This is a genomic window from Sessilibacter sp. MAH1 (genome assembly GCF_054658315.1).
Genome location: NZ_BAAGIC010000004.1, coordinates 284,489 through 301,816 on the forward strand (window position 1 = coordinate 284,489; position 17,328 = coordinate 301,816).

General features: G+C 42.5%; 12 protein-coding genes and 1 pseudogene. 6 read left to right on the plus strand and 7 right to left on the minus strand.

Annotated elements, in window-relative coordinates:
* Window positions 1-19 precede the first annotated feature (19 nt).
* The 4 genes and pseudogenes from ACYQ28_RS06220 to ACYQ28_RS06235 all read left to right on the plus strand — a co-directional run.
* Window positions 20-538: a hypothetical protein gene (locus ACYQ28_RS06220; RefSeq protein ID WP_460048852.1), complete on the plus strand. Its 519-nt coding sequence runs from the start codon at window positions 20-22 to the stop codon at window positions 536-538.
* Window positions 539-784 (plus strand): hypothetical protein, encoded by a 246-nt coding sequence (locus ACYQ28_RS06225; protein WP_460048854.1) that lies wholly within the window; start codon window positions 539-541, stop codon window positions 782-784.
* 22 nt (window positions 785-806) lie between these two features.
* On the plus strand, window positions 807-1,415 hold the full coding sequence (locus tag ACYQ28_RS06230; protein WP_460048855.1) for an HD domain-containing protein: 609 nt from the start codon (window positions 807-809) through the stop codon (window positions 1,413-1,415).
* A gap of 143 nt (window positions 1,416-1,558) precedes the next feature.
* Window positions 1,559-1,660 (plus strand): annotated as a pseudogene (locus ACYQ28_RS06235) (DUF4291 family protein); the annotation flags it as partial.
* A gap of 258 nt (window positions 1,661-1,918) precedes the next feature.
* Here ACYQ28_RS06235 and ACYQ28_RS06240 read toward each other — a convergent pair.
* From ACYQ28_RS06240 to ACYQ28_RS06255, 4 genes are all read right to left on the minus strand, one after another.
* Complete coding sequence (locus tag ACYQ28_RS06240; protein ID WP_460048856.1) at window positions 1,919-2,491, minus strand: peroxiredoxin; 573 nt, start codon at window positions 2,489-2,491, stop codon at window positions 1,919-1,921.
* Window positions 2,492-2,836: 345 nt separating this feature from the next.
* On the minus strand, window positions 2,837-4,165 hold the full coding sequence (gene aptA / locus ACYQ28_RS06245) for an omega-aminotransferase AptA (protein WP_460048858.1): 1,329 nt from the start codon (window positions 4,163-4,165) through the stop codon (window positions 2,837-2,839).
* Between the two features lie 247 nt (window positions 4,166-4,412).
* A complete protein-coding gene (locus tag ACYQ28_RS06250; RefSeq protein ID WP_460048860.1) occupies window positions 4,413-5,741 on the minus strand; it encodes a hypothetical protein in 1,329 nt (442 codons plus the stop codon).
* Window positions 5,742-5,814: 73 nt separating this feature from the next.
* On the minus strand, window positions 5,815-7,737 hold the full coding sequence (locus tag ACYQ28_RS06255) for a hypothetical protein (protein ID WP_460048861.1): 1,923 nt from the start codon (window positions 7,735-7,737) through the stop codon (window positions 5,815-5,817).
* A gap of 822 nt (window positions 7,738-8,559) precedes the next feature.
* Here ACYQ28_RS06255 and ACYQ28_RS06260 point away from each other — a divergent pair.
* Together ACYQ28_RS06260 and ACYQ28_RS06265 are read left to right on the plus strand one after the other, a co-directional pair.
* Window positions 8,560-8,916 carry a hypothetical protein gene (locus tag ACYQ28_RS06260; RefSeq protein ID WP_460048862.1) on the plus strand — a complete coding sequence of 119 codons (357 nt, stop codon included), beginning with the start codon at window positions 8,560-8,562 and terminating at the stop codon, window positions 8,914-8,916.
* A gap of 137 nt (window positions 8,917-9,053) precedes the next feature.
* On the plus strand, window positions 9,054-11,129 hold the full coding sequence (locus ACYQ28_RS06265) for a S8 family peptidase (protein ID WP_460048863.1): 2,076 nt from the start codon (window positions 9,054-9,056) through the stop codon (window positions 11,127-11,129).
* Window positions 11,130-11,476: 347 nt separating this feature from the next.
* Here ACYQ28_RS06265 and ACYQ28_RS06270 read toward each other — a convergent pair whose 3' ends face one another.
* The 3 genes from ACYQ28_RS06270 to ACYQ28_RS06280 form a co-directional block, all read right to left on the minus strand.
* A complete protein-coding gene (locus tag ACYQ28_RS06270) occupies window positions 11,477-11,533 on the minus strand; it encodes a hypothetical protein (protein WP_460048938.1) in 57 nt (18 codons plus the stop codon).
* Window positions 11,534-11,570: 37 nt separating this feature from the next.
* Complete coding sequence (locus ACYQ28_RS06275) at window positions 11,571-11,861, minus strand: L,D-transpeptidase family protein (RefSeq protein ID WP_460048865.1); 291 nt, start codon at window positions 11,859-11,861, stop codon at window positions 11,571-11,573.
* A gap of 536 nt (window positions 11,862-12,397) precedes the next feature.
* Window positions 12,398-16,747, minus strand: a complete 4,350-nt coding sequence (locus tag ACYQ28_RS06280) for an Ig-like domain-containing protein (protein WP_460048867.1) — start codon at window positions 16,745-16,747, stop codon at window positions 12,398-12,400.
* Window positions 16,748-17,328 lie beyond the last annotated feature (581 nt).

A 17,328-nucleotide genomic window follows, 5' to 3' on the forward strand; every position in this document is an offset into this window, starting at 1 on the left:
AGTAATTTACGGAGTAACAATGAAAGCGACCAACTTAACGTACAGTAAATCACAAGCTATTGACTTCTTAAATACAAATAAACGGAAAAAAGTTGTCTACATGTATAAATTTGATGTCGATGTTGTTTTTAGAAAGGGACAGCATGAAGACCAACAAATAGGTAAAGTCCGTTATAAAGAAGACGCAAGGCCACAAAAATCATATAACAAGCGAACGAAAAGAGAGGAATCAAAGAGAAACGACGTAGTTACTTATAAGATGCCAGGACAAGAAGACCTATATGTCTTATCAAAATCCGGAGGAGTATCATTGTTTGATGGGATAAGCAGCAAAGTATCATTAAGCAAAAAGGATTGCTGGTGGGTAATTACTCAAAATGCAAGACTTGCAGAAGGTTTAGTTATCGCAAAGGATATTTTTAAAGATCTTGAAGGAAATACTCATTACGCAATTGAACCTGATAGAGATATGCTTCTTTCTGACTTCATTGAAAAATTGGAAGAACTCAAGAAATATATGAAAAAGCTGGGGCAATAAATGACATATAACTACAAAGATTTAACCTATATAAGAGCTGCTCTGGAATCATACGAAGCTTCACTTTTAGCGATAAAAGAGGAGGAGTGTGAAGATGACGAGTTTTCTGAGATTCAAGACGATATTTTGTATCTTTCAAGGCTTCTTGCTTTAACCAATAGCAATATTAAAGATTGGGAAGAGTCAGGGCCTAGTTTAAATTCGGTAAAAGATAATCCATCGCCCGACAACAACTCGGTTGATTAGAGTATTAAAACTTAGGTAATTTATGTTTGAAAATTCATGGCAGCGTTGTTGGCAGGCAATTGGTGCAATAGGCTCGGGTAGTGAGTTGAGGCAAAAGCTGATAGATGCTTATAACGAGCCACAAAGACAATATCATACCGGCCAGCATTTGGCTGAATGTCTTTCTCTGTTTGATGAGTATATTGATTGTGCAATTGAGCCGGGTGAGGTTGAAATGGCGTTGTGGTTTCACGATGCGGTGTACGATGTAAAAGCCTCTGATAACGAAGAGCAAAGTGCAATTTGGGCGGTAAACGAGTTAAAACAGTACGGCGTTGCAAGTGAGAAAGTAAGCCGTATTAATGCACTTATTCTGGCAACCAAACACACGGCACTACCGGAAGGTGACGATCAAAAATTACTGATCGATATTGATCTTGCTATTTTGGGTGCAAGCGAAAGTCGATTTGATGAATACGAACAACAGGTTAGAAAAGAATATTCTTTTGTGCCGGGTTTTATTTTTCGAAAAAAGCGCAAACAAATACTGAAGCAATTTCTAGCTCGCGATTCAATATATTCCACCCCAGTACTTCGAGCGAGATTTGAAGATCAAGCTCGCGACAACATTAAACGCTCAATGTCTAAATAATTGTAGAATTGCTCAATAGCAATTAATGTAATTTATGAGCAGTAGAACCAAATAAAGAACTTATACAAACAGGAAAATATTTAGATCAACTAAAACATTGGCCAGTGTCTGGCCGTCACATTATGGCGTAGTTTGATGACGAAACGGTTATTGTTTACCAAGCTTATCGCGCCGAAATTACTCTTTATGCCATAGACCATCAGAAGTTTGGTGGCGAATTTAGCTTCAACCGAATAAGTGGATAAAACCCTAATTTTTTATGGAGGAGCGAAGAATGCAATCCATGCATTAGAAAAGAGCATTTCGGAAATTTTCGCACAACAGGTTGAACCTTATTAATTAACCTTGTCTTCAACTTGAAATCTTGTGCATATAAGCACGTTTTATCGAATATTATCTCTCACACTGAAAGCCCCGATTAATTTGAACTTTTAGTGTGAGAGTTGATAAGTCTTTTACAACAAACATCAATTAAAAATTATTTTACGTAGTATTGGCGATTCTTATTCGTGTGTTGCTTGCCAGTTTTTTATTGCGGTTAGGCTTTGTGAGATGTGCCCTTTGGGTGCTGAGTCGTGCAGTACGTGGATGATTTCACCACTCGGTGCGATAACGTATGAGACTCGATCGGCAATGTCGTCGCGACCTTTTATTAGCGAATCGTAGGCGCGGGTTACGGTAGCGTCTGTGTCTGCGGCCACGGCGAATTTATTGCGACATTCAGAAACCGAGAATTCGTTTAGGGTTTTAATGTCGTCGGTAGAGACACCAATAATGGTGGTATTTAATTCGGCGAAGTCGTCTGAGGCTTCGGCAAAAGTGTGTGCTTCTACGGTGCAACCTGCGGTAAATGCTCGCGGATAAAAGTACACAACCACTGGCCCGGTTTTTAGGGCCTCTTGTAAATCGAATGAGAATTCTTGGCCTGCCTTAGAAGCTTGCAATGCAAATTGCGGAGCTATTTCACCTTCTGAAAGCGTTGCCTGCGCACTCGCCGCCATAAAATACAGTAGTGTTGAAAGTAAACTGCCCTTTTTTAAGGTGGTTACACATTTTTTACCGTAGATGTTACTCATACTCAGCTCTTTGGGTTTATGGTTTTTTAATGGAATGTAAGAGTTTTTATTAAAAGAACCGCTAATGTCTTTTCGGCTTCTGCAATAGATTATTAAAACTAACGACAACAATACGCACATGACGGAGGCTGAGATTAGCAGATTACGAAGACTTTTCTAGAGTAATTTAGAAGATACTGTTATTTGTACCTTCTAAATTAAGAGATTACACCAAGAGCTGTATTAAGAAACTACTCCACGAACTATGACGCTGGGAGGACTTTGAAAGATAAAACAGCTAATGGCAGAGATAAGGTCGGATGAAACTCTGATTAAGTCGTTTTTGAGTTAACCAGAGCTTGTTATTTACTGTGCTTTTAAGCAGTCGCCCAATGCACTGAATAGATCGCTGATTTCTTGTTCTGTGGCAATAAACGGCACGGCAAATTGTAGGGTATCGCCACCGTTTCGAACGTAGAAACCTTTTTCCCACATTTTTAACACAATCTCAATGGGACGACGCGTTGGCTCACCGGGATAGGCTTCTAGAGTAAGCGCACCGGCCATACCGCAGTTACGAATATCCGTTACGGTTGGTAAACCTTTTAATTCGTGAATGCATCGTTCTAAAACCGGCGCCAAGCTGCGTGAACGCTCGATAAGACCTTCGCGTTCAATAAGATCTAAGGTTGCCAAACCCGCCGCACACGCCACGGGATGCGCAGAGTAGGTGTAACCGTGGGGCAGTTCTAGTTGATACTCTGGGCCACCGGTTTCCATAAAGGTGTCGTAGATTTCTTGCTTACAAACCACCCCGCCCATGGGTATAACGCCGTTGGTCATTTGTTTGGCGATGTTAATGATGTCGGGCTGTATATCGTAGGCTTCTGAACCTGTTTTGTAGCCTAAACGGCCAAAACCAGTGATAACTTCATCGAAAATTAACAATATGTTGTTATCTCGACAGATCTGTTCGATACGTTTTAGGTAGCCTTTTGGCGGCGGAATAACACCGGCAGAACCAGACATGGGTTCAATCATTACGGCGGCGATGTTACTGGCATCGTGCAGGTTAATTAAATCGAGCAGGTAGTTCGCGCACTCGGCACCGGTTTCGGGTTCGCCTTTAGAGAATTCATTACCGGGAATCATGGTGTGCGGCAGATGGTAGGTTTCTAAACCACTACCAAACCACGCTTTGTTACCGGGAATACCGCCAACGCTTGTGCCACCGTAGTTAACACCGTGGTAGCCTTTTACACGACCAATAATTTTGGTTTTACTTGCCAAGCCTTTTTTGCGCCAATAGGCGCGCACTATTTTTAATGCAGTGTCGGCGGCTTCACTACCCGACCCTGTAAAAAATACGCGATTAAGCCCCGCAGGCATAAATTGGGTAATTCGGTGTGCGTATTCAAACGCTTTAGGATGCCCAAATTGAAACGCTGGCGAATAATCCAGACGAGCAACTTGGTCGGCTACAGCTTGATTGATTTCTTTTCTGGAATGGCCCGCGCCGGTTGTCCATAAGCCAGAAAGTCCATCAAATACTTTGCGGCCATCAGCGCTGGTGTAGTAACACCCTTCTGCTGCAACAACGATACGTGGGTCTTTTTTGAAATGACGGTTGCCTGTAAAAGGCATCCAGTAAGAGTCTATTTGTTCTTGGGAAAGATTAACAACGTTGCCACTCATAAAATCCTCTAAATAGATGACAAATCATCTAAGGAGTCTACTGCAAGAATGGCGGTTTAAAAATACTTGAGCCGTTTTTTTTAAACGCAGCAAAAAACTGCCCCAATTCGGTTTGTTTTTTATCGCGAATAAAAAGCTGACGCTCTACTTTGACGCCTTTTAGATTCAAAATTATCCGATCGATTTTGCTCAATATTTCTCACACTTACCTTTAGTTTTAATACACAGTTATTTTGTTCGATTTGAGCTAATCGTGATTGGCTTCTTTCGGTGGTGCATTTTCTTTCGAAGGTACATTTTCTTTCGTTCGAAAAATATAACGCTCCATAAATTCATAGGTTTTACAGGCCGGTTCTAGTGTTCGCTGTAACCGATTTAATTCACTGTCGTGTACTGATAACGCATCTAGGAAAAACGCACCGCCTTGTGTATTAATATCAAGAGTGGCCTGTTGTTCTTTCGAACTGTATTTTTCCAGTTGTTCTGAAAGCTCGAAAGCTCTATTAATATGTACTGTCTCGAAGAATTCCGAAGCTCTTGCATTACATATTATTTCGCTGCCTAACACCAACAAATGATAAATGGACCTATGCCAAGATTCTGATAAATTCCCGCAAATATTTTCATCGCAATTGGTATTTAACGGCTCCACCGGTTGACTATTGGAGTATCGATTTACTTCTAAGCGCTGCCCACTTCTGGGTGGCACCCATGATTCCCCGCGACCTAAATGAATGGATGAAGGAACGTATCCCGAACTGTACATATACGTTGTACACGGAAAACACGAAGCCATTTTTGTGGTTTGTAAACCTGTAGCCATTTCATAGGGAGTACACCAAGGCCCTTGCTGTTCACAGTGGGTAATTGCGGTGCACATGCCATGCATATAACCAACTTTTACGTCACGAGGAGTATTTTGCGGCATGGGGCCCATTCCTTTGGCGGGATTGGGATCTAAGTTAATTTGCTCGTTGCCAGTTGGAGCAATCAATCCCCAATATTCGTCGTGTTTTCCCGGCCAAGGGCGTTCTGTTTTATTAACTTCAACGCGCATGGTTGGATACAAATTATTATCCGCTTTTTCTGGATTATCGACTAAACCGGTGTAGGCACCACGTCCACTATAAACAGAGTCTTTATTTCGCTCGGCATTATTTAACATTGCCGCTTTACTGTAGGTTAATGGGCTTTCACGTTCAGTGGGATTTTGTCGATGTCCACCACTTCTACCAGTAATTAATTCGCCTTCGGCACCCTTGGGTGATTGTCCATCTTTTAACCAATCGCCACTACCCTCGCAATACCGATCAAGCGCGGCAGACATGGCACTTAATACGGTTTCAAACTTGTGCCAATCTTGGATAATCTTATCTTCTTTTTCAGGTGAACCTACATCGCTTGCGTTGGGATGTTCTATATCGAACTGACAGTGTTGTTGTTGATAAAATCGAGTCATCGAAAAGCCGAGAATTACCGCAGAAACAATAACGTCCGATTCTATTTGTACTTCTTTATCGTATAAGTTGGGGGAATCGTCATTATACTGTTTACCGAAAATAGTTACCTTAGTCATAATTTATTCCGTGAAACTCATTAATACTTAAAATTACTTTTTAGAAACCAATTCTCCGGGCTATAGGTGCAAGCTAGGTTACATCTACAAGCTTTTTAATGGCCTCGTATTGCCGGCTGAGTGATGTACGAATGAGATAATCGTCGATAAGGGATGCAGCCACTTTACGTTGCCGACCAATATCTTCGAGGGCGGCAACTTGTTTTTTAAGATTATTGGGCGCCTGTGCAGCTGAAATTTGCACGTCATCGCCGGTTGTTAATGTAATAAAACTATCGGCCTTATCTTTATTAAACACAATAAATATGCATTCGTAAAAATAGCGGCCCAGTTTTTCTACTTGATAATTACGAAAACTAAGAGTCAAAGAGGTATTATCAAATTTTTGTTCGAACAGTGAGCGAAAATTTGCCGTTACCAGTTTTAAATCGATTAAATTTTTTACACGAAAAATCGCAGCTTTATCCACACCCGAAAAACCAACACTGCGAATTTGCAAAACATTATTTTCGGCAACAAAATCTAACAACGTTAAATCATCACTGGCAATGCCAATTGCACCACGAAGTATTTCTGAGTTAAGAAAAGCCTGATTTAAAAGCGCCAATACCGGTCCGTTCACAAATTCACGATAATTGTTTCTTGCCTGCTCAACTCGCTGTGCATTAATGGTATTAGCATCGTCAAAACCAGAGCTACTTTCAAAGGCTTGTTCTGCAACGTAAGCCATCATTTTTTTGACCAGTAAATACGGGCTGTCTGGATCACTATCGTCGTCAAGCTCTGCAATCATATTTTGCCAAGCATTGGTACCGAGAATGTAGTCGTTTATCAGTTTAGCTATAACGCCATCACCAACCTGATAATTTTGATCGATGATGTCATCTTTTGAATCAACACCTACGCGTTTTAACACTAATGAAATGATTTTCGGTCGCGACTGTGGAAAAGCATCCCAAATACCAACAAAGCGTTTAATTCTTTTTGGAAACTTATCTTTATGATTAGAAGAACCATCAGCAATTTCACACATCATTTCGACGACTTCTGAAAGATGATAAAAGAAATTCGGGAGAGGTAATGTTACGGAGGTTAATAGTTGTTGCTTGTCGGTAACTGAAACTTTAACGTGTTCTACTTGAATGTGTTGATTCTCTAACGCCGACCATACCTCAATGGCTTCAATGGTGTTTGACCGCGGAATAGTAACGTCGATAAGCTCCATTAATATAGGCTTTTTTAAAGCGTCGCTTTGATTTGGTACGGAAATACTCGTTTTAACTTCTGCATGCCACGTGTAACCTAGTCGCCACAAGACAAAGGGTTTGATTGCGTCATTAAATGTTATGCCCGATATCCACTGACGTTTAATATTGGCAGAGGCAGGTAAGCTTTGATTGTTGTTTATCCATAAACCTGTTTTATCGTGATCGAATATTTTTCTAAAGCTTTGTGGCGAATCTAAACTTAAAGAATAATTATTTTTTAAGCTATTTGTGCTGTTATTCCAATCATCCACTATTTGTTCGACAAAGTCGTGAGGAAACGAGTTGGCTTTATATTCTGGTAGTTGCTCTTGTTGGACAATATATATGGCTGTAGATTGAAAAATCTCCTGCACCAAATCTTCAACAGTTGCGTAGATTTTATTCTGAATATTTTCCGGCAACCAAGGATCAATCACTATCTGTGTGTCCCAGTCGGAGGTTCCTCCGCCATCTTGGGTTGCTTTATCGCCTGTTGGATCTAAAACACAATCAAAAGCGTTTCCGCCTTTTCCATAAAACAGCACATAGTTTCTGCCGGGAACTAAGCCTTCTTTTTCAATCAGTTCAGCATTGAGTTTTTTCATCTCAACGTTAATTTTTTGTAAAGCATTCAGAACACACATTCTAATATGGGCACCTAAACCATCGCGGAAATTCCTATCGTTAATTTCTGCGGTTAGCCATCCGGAAATTACACGTCGGTTATGCCTCTGGGTTTCGGTTTCCATTGCCAAGCCTATGATTAATAAATTCGACGAGATAAAACTGGTGATCTGAAGAATCACCCTACCTAGGAAGGATTGGTGTTAGTGTTTATGAAATGGTTGAAAAAAACTTGGTAATAACCACGGTGGTTTGGGTGAATTTTACGATTGCGGTCGCGCTATTTTGAAAACTAATAAAAAATCTATTTTATAGAGAACGAAGTTCTGTTCCAAAAAAAATAAGAATAAATAGCAATAATAGTCAAAAATTTGAGCGTTTAAGACGAATTACCAACAACGACGATTAGGTCTCAAATCGGTAATTAATTTCAGTAATTTGAAACTAAATTTAATCCTGAAATATTTAACAGGTAATGAAATTAGCTCGCTATTAATTTGGCTATTTCACGTTAAAAGTCGAAATTTATGAAGATACTTGACCATTACTTGCAAACACTGGTCAAAATTATTCTTTAAAAATCTGGGCTGTATACTAATTCTCTAAAATTTCAACTTCATACACCTCAATTTTTGTATTTAGCTGGCTTACTAACAGGACTGTTAAACTTAAGAATTAAGGCATAGGATGAGGAAGTTATTCGGTTCAACGTTTCACTAGATAATCAATTTAAGCGTTTACCGAAGCTGGATTTATTGTTTCTGAAAGACTCTTGGCCTATTTGAGAAGATGTTTTTTGATCACAGAACATCGCAGGTATTTAAGACTCAAACAAGTTGGGCCAATAAATTGTCGCACCGGTTGGCATACTGACTGTGAGCGAGGTTTATTTTTCAGAATTGTTTTGCTGATACTAATAATTAGCAAAAACTACACAGATTGACATTATGAAGATGACCGCACGAAACATTGCTTCTATTTTTTTGGGTTTATTAATTTTTGGGCTATCCGCGATATCTATGGCACAACCTGCTCAACGCGTGATTATTATGTTTGATACGCCGCTTAGCGATACAGAAAGTGAAACTATGCTTTCTGAAATTTCTGATTTAAAGCCGTGTGATACGAGTTTCGAAAAAGCCGAACACAGCTCGGCAAGTCGCTGGGTTTTAATTATGAAACCCACTTTAAGTGAAGCTGCGCTGAATAAATTTATAGAGTCTGTAAAAACGTTAGACAATATTCGCTGGGTTGAAGAAGACAAATTTATGCATCTTCAAAAACCCGGTAAATCATTAAATTAATTCTTTGATTTCTTCCGCTCATGCTTCTTTGAATGAGGCAGGATTTTCTCGTGCTTTGAATAGGGCGGAGTTAGCTGTTGGCCAACGGCAATCTTAATTTACATTCGACAATGTTAGACCATGTTATGAGGACAGTTATGTTACCCGTCATTAAAAAATCATGGCAAAAGTCATCTAAGCGCCTTGCATTTGCAATCAGCGCCGTGGCTTTGTCTGCTGCATCAAGCCTAAGCTTCGCAGCTATGCCTGAATTCGAACAAGCTTTTGCTACTCCTGCTCAATCACAATCTGTTACTAACCGCATTATTGTTAAGTACAAAGACTCGTCTGAGCTTGCCAGTGCAGAAACCATGAGCACTGTTCAAGTCAACCGTATGGGTCGCGCCACAGGCACTACCTTTGAGCATATGCGTCGTTTATCGACCGGTGGCCAATTGTTAAAAATGGACGGTTTCAAATCGCAAAAAGAAATCGATTCAATCATCAGCGAAATCATGACCGATCCAAATGTTGAATACGCTGAACCAGACTTACTAATGCATCCTTTGGCAACGCCAAATGATCCTCGTTACAACGAACAATGGCACTACTTTGAGTCTACCGGTGGTCTAAACCTACCAGCGGCTTGGGATGTAACTACCGGTACTGGCGCTGTGGTTGGTGTTATCGATACGGGTTACCGCCCTCACGCCGACCTTGCTCCTAACATTCTTCCAGGTTATGACATGATTTCTGACGCGACTACCGCCCAAGACGGTAATGGTCGTGACAGTGATGCTCGCGACCAAGGCGACTGGGAACCAGCGGGTGCTTGTGGTGCCGGTAGCCCAGCCAGCAACAGTTCTTGGCACGGTACTCACGTAGCAGGTACGGTTGCGGCAGTTGGTAACAACGGCGTTGGTGTTTCTGGTGTTGCTTATACCGCCAAGGTTGTGCCTATTCGTGTACTAGGCCGTTGTGGTGGTTTCACCTCCGATATCGCTGACGGTATCATCTGGGGTGCAGGTGGTACCGTTAGTGGTCTACCAGCCAACGCTAACCCGGCAAACGTACTTAACATGAGTCTAGGTGGCAGCGGTGCTTGTAGCGCAACCACTCAAGCTGCGATCAACACAGCTCGCTCTTTGGGTACTACTGTTGTTGTTGCTGCTGGTAACTCTAACGTTAACGTCTCTAACGCTAACCCTGCAAACTGTAACGGCGTTATTGCTGTAGCTGCAACTAACCGCAACGGTAGCAAAGCGTTCTACTCAAACTTCGGTAACCTAGTTGATGTGGCTGCTCCTGGTGGCGAGACCACTACAACCAGTAATGGTGTGCTTTCTACGCTAAACACTGGTACTACTACTCCTGGCTCTGATACCTATGCGTTTTACCAAGGTACCAGTATGGCAACGCCTCACGTTGCTGGTGCAGCAGCGTTACTTTACGCGGTTGATCCAGGTATCACTCCAGACGAAGTAGAATCTATCCTGAAAGCAACTGCACGTCCTTTCCCAGGCACTTGTAGCGGTTGTGGTGTTGGTATCGTAAACGCAGCGGCGGCAGTTGCTATGGCTTCCGGCGGCGGTAGCGGTGGCGGCACCGGCGGTTCTACTCTAACCAACGGCGTTGCAGTTACTGGTCTTTCTGGTGCAACTGGCACTGAAATTCGTTACACACTTGAAGTTCCTGCTGGCGCAACTGGCCTAAGCTTCAATATCGCTGGCGGTACAGGCGACGCTGACCTTTACGTTCGTTTCGGCTCTGCTCCAACGACTAGCACATTTGATTGTCGTCCGTTCCTAAACGGTAACAACGAGACTTGTAACATCACCAATGTTCAAGCCGGTACTTACCATGTTTTAGTTCGCGCATTCAGCACGTTCTCTGGTGTATCTCTGACCGGTAGCTTCACTGCTCCAGCTGGAGGCTCGGCGAGCATCAGTCAATCAAACCTTTCAGGTAACACCAACACTTGGCGCCACTACACCATTCAAGTTCCTGCTGGTACCTCAAGCCTGAACGCGTCTATGTTTGGCGGCACAGGCGATGCTGACTTGTACGTAAGATTTGGTAGCCAACCAACCACATCTACCTTTAATTGTCGCCCATTCCTAAATGGCAACAACGAAAGCTGTACAATCAATAGCCCAGCTGCTGGTACTTGGTATGTAAGTATCCATGCATTCTCCACGTACTCTGGAGTTAGCTTGGAAGCTGATCTTAACTAAGACAGTGTGATATTGCGTTGACTGAAAAACCGCTCGAAAGAGCGGTTTTTTTATGGATGACCATAAATTCAAAACTCATTATTTTTCTACGAGGCAGAAAAAACACATCCAATTTGTGGATTGGTAATAGTTAATAAAAGGAAATTAAAAAATATTTTGAAGCTCCTGATCGCCAGTCAATATTTTTAGGCGATTTGTACGCTTTAAATTGCACGCCAATGCGAGCAGATATTACGCAGATCTTTCTCAATGCATTACTTATTATGCTAGGGTTTAGCATAATTAACTTATCAATTGGCAAGATAGCTGTGCTCGGGTAATAGCCGAATGTGGATTTACAAGAAGCGTCACCAATCAATTTGAATATCTGTACCCTCTTCAACCAATTCCAAAAATTGATCCATCTCTGAATTTGTAAGAGCTATACAGCCGTTGGTCCAATCAAAAATTTTGACTTAAGAAACTTAGCCAACCAAAACCGTTTTTCTGCCCGTGAATCATAATAAATCCGCCCGGCGAAACACCGTTGGCTTTTGCGTTGCTCATATCGTTTTTATTGGGATAGCTAATGTGCATTGCTCTGTAAAAAGCAGAATCCTCTTTAATGTAATCTAAAACGTAATTACCTTCGGGAGTTCGCTCGTCACCTTCCTGCTGTTTGTGACCTTCTGGGCTTGCACCCAAGGCGATTTTAAATTCCTTAACTATATTGCCATTCGATAACAAATACATTTTACGCTCGGATTTATCGACCTTAACGAGATCAACTTCTCCGTAACAAGGTAACCCGAATAAACAAAGTATAAATAAGCAATATTTCATGGCGAGATAAATTAGGTAAATATTTAAAGTGGTAAACTGCTGATCAACAATTACTAAGGCTCTACAAAAACTAACTTCATAATCTAATTATTAGAACCACTGATTAACTCGTCCCTGATTTAATCAATGGTCAGAAATTGATAATACGATTTTCAATTTCTTCACAATTTCAATCTCTTACTGTTCTTGAGACTGGCGACACATTCTTGTGTCACTGGATACTCTGGGTTAGTCAGAGTTTCCTATTATTTCTCTAACCTAGAAACACCGCGATTAAATTCCAAAGTCTACTCAATGAGATTGATCGAAATACTTTTTAACGTTCAAATCTGATGAAAAATCAAATCTTTAAACAGTAAAGTGATGATGATTGATTTTAATGATATTTCTAACCGCCAATAAAAAACCCAGCTCTCGCTGGGTTTTTTATTAATCATTACCGCTGATTAGTGAACTTGTTGTCTTCTACGTCGCAACAACAGGGGAAGTAGTAACAAGGCGAATGCTCCGTAGGAACCAGAACCACTATCGCTACTTCCAGCAACGCCGGGTTCTTCGTTGGTAGGTGACACTGGGTTAGAACCACCGGTACTTTCAGTTTCGGTCTCGCCAGTAGAAGCATTGCCACCGTTCCCATTGCCTGGATTGGGGTTTTCAGTTGATTCAACAATAGTCGTAACAATACCTAGATCAACATCATCTTGGGCAGCATTTTGAGTATCTAACTGCATGACGAACGCTAGAAGCTCATCTTTTTCCGTAGAACTTAATGAGTTAAACGCTAAATGCGGTGCCGCGTTAGTCACAGCATCTCTGGTTGAAACGGTAATGGTATCAATCACTGCAGAAGCGGTACCGTCGGTAGACTCTATCGACAGAGTGGCATTTTGCTGATTACCGATAAATGCCGCTGAGAAGGTGGTTTCACGGAAGTTAACATCTTCACCGCCAACTGTTGGTAGTACTTCTAGGGCTCTAACCAACTCTTGACCATTAATTGTCAACTTCAAGTTAGCGGGCTGAGTTACCGAACCGTAACGAACACGCACAAATCCATTAAATGGTGCGCCTGGAGAAGCCGCTGAGATCGACAAGCTGCCATTACCACTAAGGCGAACACCTGCACCACCACGTAGGTATGAAAATGATTCAGGAACAACCTGTACTGCAGAACCGGAAGAGCTCAAGCTTTCAGCTTCGATAACTTGTCCACCTATGCTTGTAAATACAGATTCCAAATCAGGCGCACTGCCATCATGTAAGTAAGGTGCAGATTTAAATACACCGAGCAAAGAAGGGGTTTTAATGCCTGGTAATTCTTCGCCTAAACGTGAACCAGAGTAACTACGAGTAGTACCAATGTTGTGGATTTGGCCATCGGTAAACGCACCTACATCAAAGAATCCATCTCCGTTAGCGATTGGACTATGACATTGAACACAACCGGCTGACTCAAATACTTCACGACCACGCAGCGCCTGCTCGGTCATTTGACCAGTAACGGGATCACGGTAGGGACTGCGAGCCAATGAGGCTTTACCAAGACTTTCAACATAAGCTGCCAAAGCATCTAGATCTGAGCTGACACCGGCTTTACTGCTGATCATTGGATTATCCGCACCGGTTGCTTCGTATTGTTCGTCGGTCATCAAACCGCGTCCAACAAAACGCTCACGGATATCGATTTCAAAATCGTGCACTTCGTCAAAGTTACCCGACCAGTGCATAAATCCGAAACGAGCACCCATGCGACCATTTAAGGTAATGTTGTTTCTCACACCTTCGTTGCGGCCAGTAAAGTCCCAAGCACGGCCATCTTGGTCGCCATCTAAGTGACAGGTCGCACAACTCAAATAGCCTTCGGCGCTGGTTTTTGCACGGTTTTCGCTACCGGTATTTAGGTCTAAAACGGCACTGTAAAAAATTTGCTTACCAAGCAGAACTTCATCGGAAAGCACTTCGTTAGCTACAGTACTCACCGAATCGCTCGCAGGATTCACAATGCTACCACGCAAGAAATTGCTCAAATCGACAAATGTCACGGTGCGCTCAGTGAAGTTTTTCACCATTAATTGCTCGGTTAAACCATCGAACAATAAACCTTGAGGAGCAAGACCACTGGCAATTCGGCTGGCGGAAACACCCAGCGCACCGGTTGCGCCATCTCGGTTAACGACAAACACTTGATTGCCACCTTGCATTGCTACTAATAAATATTGATCGTCACCAACCAAGGTTAATGCAGAGGGAGAATCGGCGTTATCGAAATCGATACGACTTTCACGCAATTCAAGCCCAGAAGTAAGATCAATTTGCGCCGCAAAGGTACGAACAGTGTTGTCGTCATCCAAGTCTGGGTTGCCGTTAACTAGGCCACTGCCTGTGTTATCTTTCTTACCAGCAACGTAGGCAAAACGTGCTTCTGAGTCGATGACAACACTGCCAATGTAGTTGGGAACACCGCGACCGTTATCAATCTGGTCGGGTACAAGGTTCTGATCGAGTTTAACGGTACGTTGAATCGCCATAGTTGCGGTATCAACAATCCAAACCTCACCCCAGTTGTCATCAGAGATGAATCGCGTGGCAACTAAGCGAGTACCGTCTTCGGTTAGCGCTAACGCTTTAACAGTAGGAAGCTTTTGAGTGGTCTCAGCAACAATGGTCATGGTTGTTGTATCGACTTTGACGATTTTTCCTGAGTTGTACAGAGAAACGTAGGCAAAATCTCCCGCACGACTTACCACCACACCAAATGGCGCACTACCATAACCAGTCTCGATGGTTTCCAGCCTATTGCCCGCAGAGTCTAAAACGGCTATGGCATCGTCATCGTGAAGAGTAACCCATAGACGACCCTCAGTATCTGTAGCAAGGCTGCGTGGATCTTTACCAACAAAAACCTCACCGACACTGGATTTTTCGTGTGTATCAATCGCCAGCTGAGCAATTGTGTCGTTGTCGGGGTTTGCGACCCATACGTAAGCGCCGTCAAATGAAAGCGCTAAAGGAGAACTGGAAAGTGTTGTTTCTTGCGTCAACAAGGTCTCAACAACAGCTACGTTAGTAACAGACGTAGCGATATTATTCGACGGATCACGAACTTGAACGTTGATTGCAAAATTGCCCAGATCTGCGTAGGTAAAAGTCGCAGAACTCGCAGAAGACCAAGGTCCGTATGCTTCACCCGCAGAGCGACGGAAACGATACTCCAAGCTATCACCATCTGCGTCTACGGCATCAACGGTCACGGTTACGGGATCGTTCGGAAGAAGCGTCGCCGCAGACAAGCGTACATTACGGATCACCGGAACAGCTGATTGAACCTCACTACCGGTAGAGAAGCGGAAGGTAAATTCTTCCATCGGGTTATGAACGGCGTCTTCAATACCAACCAAAGTCATTTCGTAGGTTGTATCGGGTTTCAAAAGCTCAAGTGGATCAACCGTTAGCACACCAGTATGCGATAACAAATAATCGACAGGTACTTGGTCACCACCCACTTCGGTTAAACGAATATTTTCGCCCACAACAATGTTTTCGGTGCGCAAGGTCTCCGGAATCATGAACGATATTGGAGCCATTAGCGGATAGTTGGTCTGATCACGCTTAGGAATATGGTAGGCAACAAACGGTGGACGAGTGTCAGGTTCTGCTTGATGAGCCCAAATACCCAAACCGCCCGAAGCAATGCCACGACCTTCAATCAAATAGTTATGACCACCGCCTGACAACATCATATTACCAAGAGGACGAGAATATTGACTGGTTTCAAGTTCGTTTTCGATCTCTTTAAACAGCAACTGCGCTTCGCAGGTCTCTACATTAATTTTGAGCTGCTCAGAGAAGATAAACTCGTCCTGGAAGCCCATGTAGCTTGAGCCAATCGCCGTATCCATGACGAGATTACGTGCTGGATCTCGGTAGAAAACTTCGCAATGCACTCGTAGGTTAGTTGGATCAGAGAAATCAACAACCTGAACACCTGGGTTATCACCGCGACGGGCAAACACCATATAGTGGCCGTAGATTTCACTCCAGTAACCACCCAATCCGTAAGGAGCAGGAACGTTTACATTTTGACCATTAATAAAGCGCGGGATTGTAATTGTAGGATGAGTATCTGGAAGTTTAAGAACGTCCAACAATACTGGATTGGTTGGATCACTAACATCATAAGCAGCCATACCTGAAAAGGTTTGGTCTGAAGAATACAACATTAGGTTACCCATAAAAGATGGGAAACCAATGACACCAGTTAAACCGAGGTGATCCCACTCTGCGGTAACTTCACCGTCAAGCTGCAACCACGATAAACCGGAAACCTCACCGTAACTCCACCAATGTCTGGCCGCCCAAGGATGCATCATACCGCTCTTGTTGAAATGTGCATCTGGACCAGTCCATTTGGCGTGAACGACCGAACCGTCGGGTTCTAAACGAACCGCGTCATTGGGAAAACCACCTAAATAAACTTCGTTGCCTCTTTTGTAAGTACCATGGGCAAGGATCGGTGAGCGTGTCATACCGAAAGTATTTACGGTGACAGGGTTTTTGGGATCTGAAATATCAATTGCTCGAACAACAAAGTCGCCTTCTGGTGTTGACGAGGGGATTTCAGGAATGGCGATGATTAGATCGCCTAAGATTTCGATAGTGGTTAACCGACCCAACTCAGGATGCGACTTACTGATCAGCTCTCCAGGGGTTTGAGGTTGGTTAACGAATTGGGCCGACGCTCCATGCACCGCTAACAACAATAGACTTGCACAGCTTGCTAAATACTTCGCGTTCATTTGAGGGGGCTTCCAAAAAAATAAACTCTTCAAGTACTGTTTGGTATGAACAATACTCAGAAAACTGGAACAGTTGATAACATCATTATATCTAAGGGAATAGCGCATTCGTTGTTCATTTCGCGCCAAGTTATCAAACTGTTAACTCTGTCTAATCTACTGAATAAAAAAGACTTAATTTCAATTATTAAACCAAACACCAGCGTATAGATTTTCAAAGTTCGCTAACTAAAACGTATATGCGTCAAAGAAATTGGGCGGACTTCCTAGAAAAAACTTCAGAATATTTCTTCAAAAAATCTGAATCGATTCAAATCGCAAAATTACAAAACACCAATGTCTAAAAAACTAAGCATGCTGTCGCCGTATTCAACATCACTCCTTGCCTTCAACTCACTAAGATCAATCGCGTTCAGACAAGAAGTGGAATACCATTACTTTCTATATTAATTAATGGGTAATTTCAAACTGGCATAACAGCCGCTAGAGCATGACGTTACTACGGTGAATCGGCGTAAATATCACGCAAATTTAACATATAGGTCTCATTCAAAATATTCTACGCCGCAAATACTGCTACA

Coding starts and splice junctions, on each gene's coding strand:
- ACYQ28_RS06265 (WP_460048863.1), top strand. CDS start 9,054: ATGTTACCCGTCATTAAAAAATCATGGCAAAAGTCATCTAAGCGCCTT.
- ACYQ28_RS06255 (WP_460048861.1), bottom strand. CDS start 7,737: ATGGAAACCGAAACCCAGAGGCATAACCGACGTGTAATTTCCGGATGG.
- aptA (WP_460048858.1), bottom strand. CDS start 4,165: ATGAGTGGCAACGTTGTTAATCTTTCCCAAGAACAAATAGACTCTTAC.
- ACYQ28_RS06220 (WP_460048852.1), top strand. CDS start 20: ATGAAAGCGACCAACTTAACGTACAGTAAATCACAAGCTATTGACTTC.
- ACYQ28_RS06240 (WP_460048856.1), bottom strand. CDS start 2,491: ATGAGTAACATCTACGGTAAAAAATGTGTAACCACCTTAAAAAAGGGC.
- ACYQ28_RS06225 (WP_460048854.1), top strand. CDS start 539: ATGACATATAACTACAAAGATTTAACCTATATAAGAGCTGCTCTGGAA.
- ACYQ28_RS06275 (WP_460048865.1), bottom strand. CDS start 11,861: ATGTATTTGTTATCGAATGGCAATATAGTTAAGGAATTTAAAATCGCC.
- ACYQ28_RS06230 (WP_460048855.1), top strand. CDS start 807: ATGTTTGAAAATTCATGGCAGCGTTGTTGGCAGGCAATTGGTGCAATA.
- ACYQ28_RS06280 (WP_460048867.1), bottom strand. CDS start 16,747: ATGAACGCGAAGTATTTAGCAAGCTGTGCAAGTCTATTGTTGTTAGCG.
- ACYQ28_RS06260 (WP_460048862.1), top strand. CDS start 8,560: ATGAAGATGACCGCACGAAACATTGCTTCTATTTTTTTGGGTTTATTA.
- ACYQ28_RS06250 (WP_460048860.1), bottom strand. CDS start 5,741: ATGACTAAGGTAACTATTTTCGGTAAACAGTATAATGACGATTCCCCC.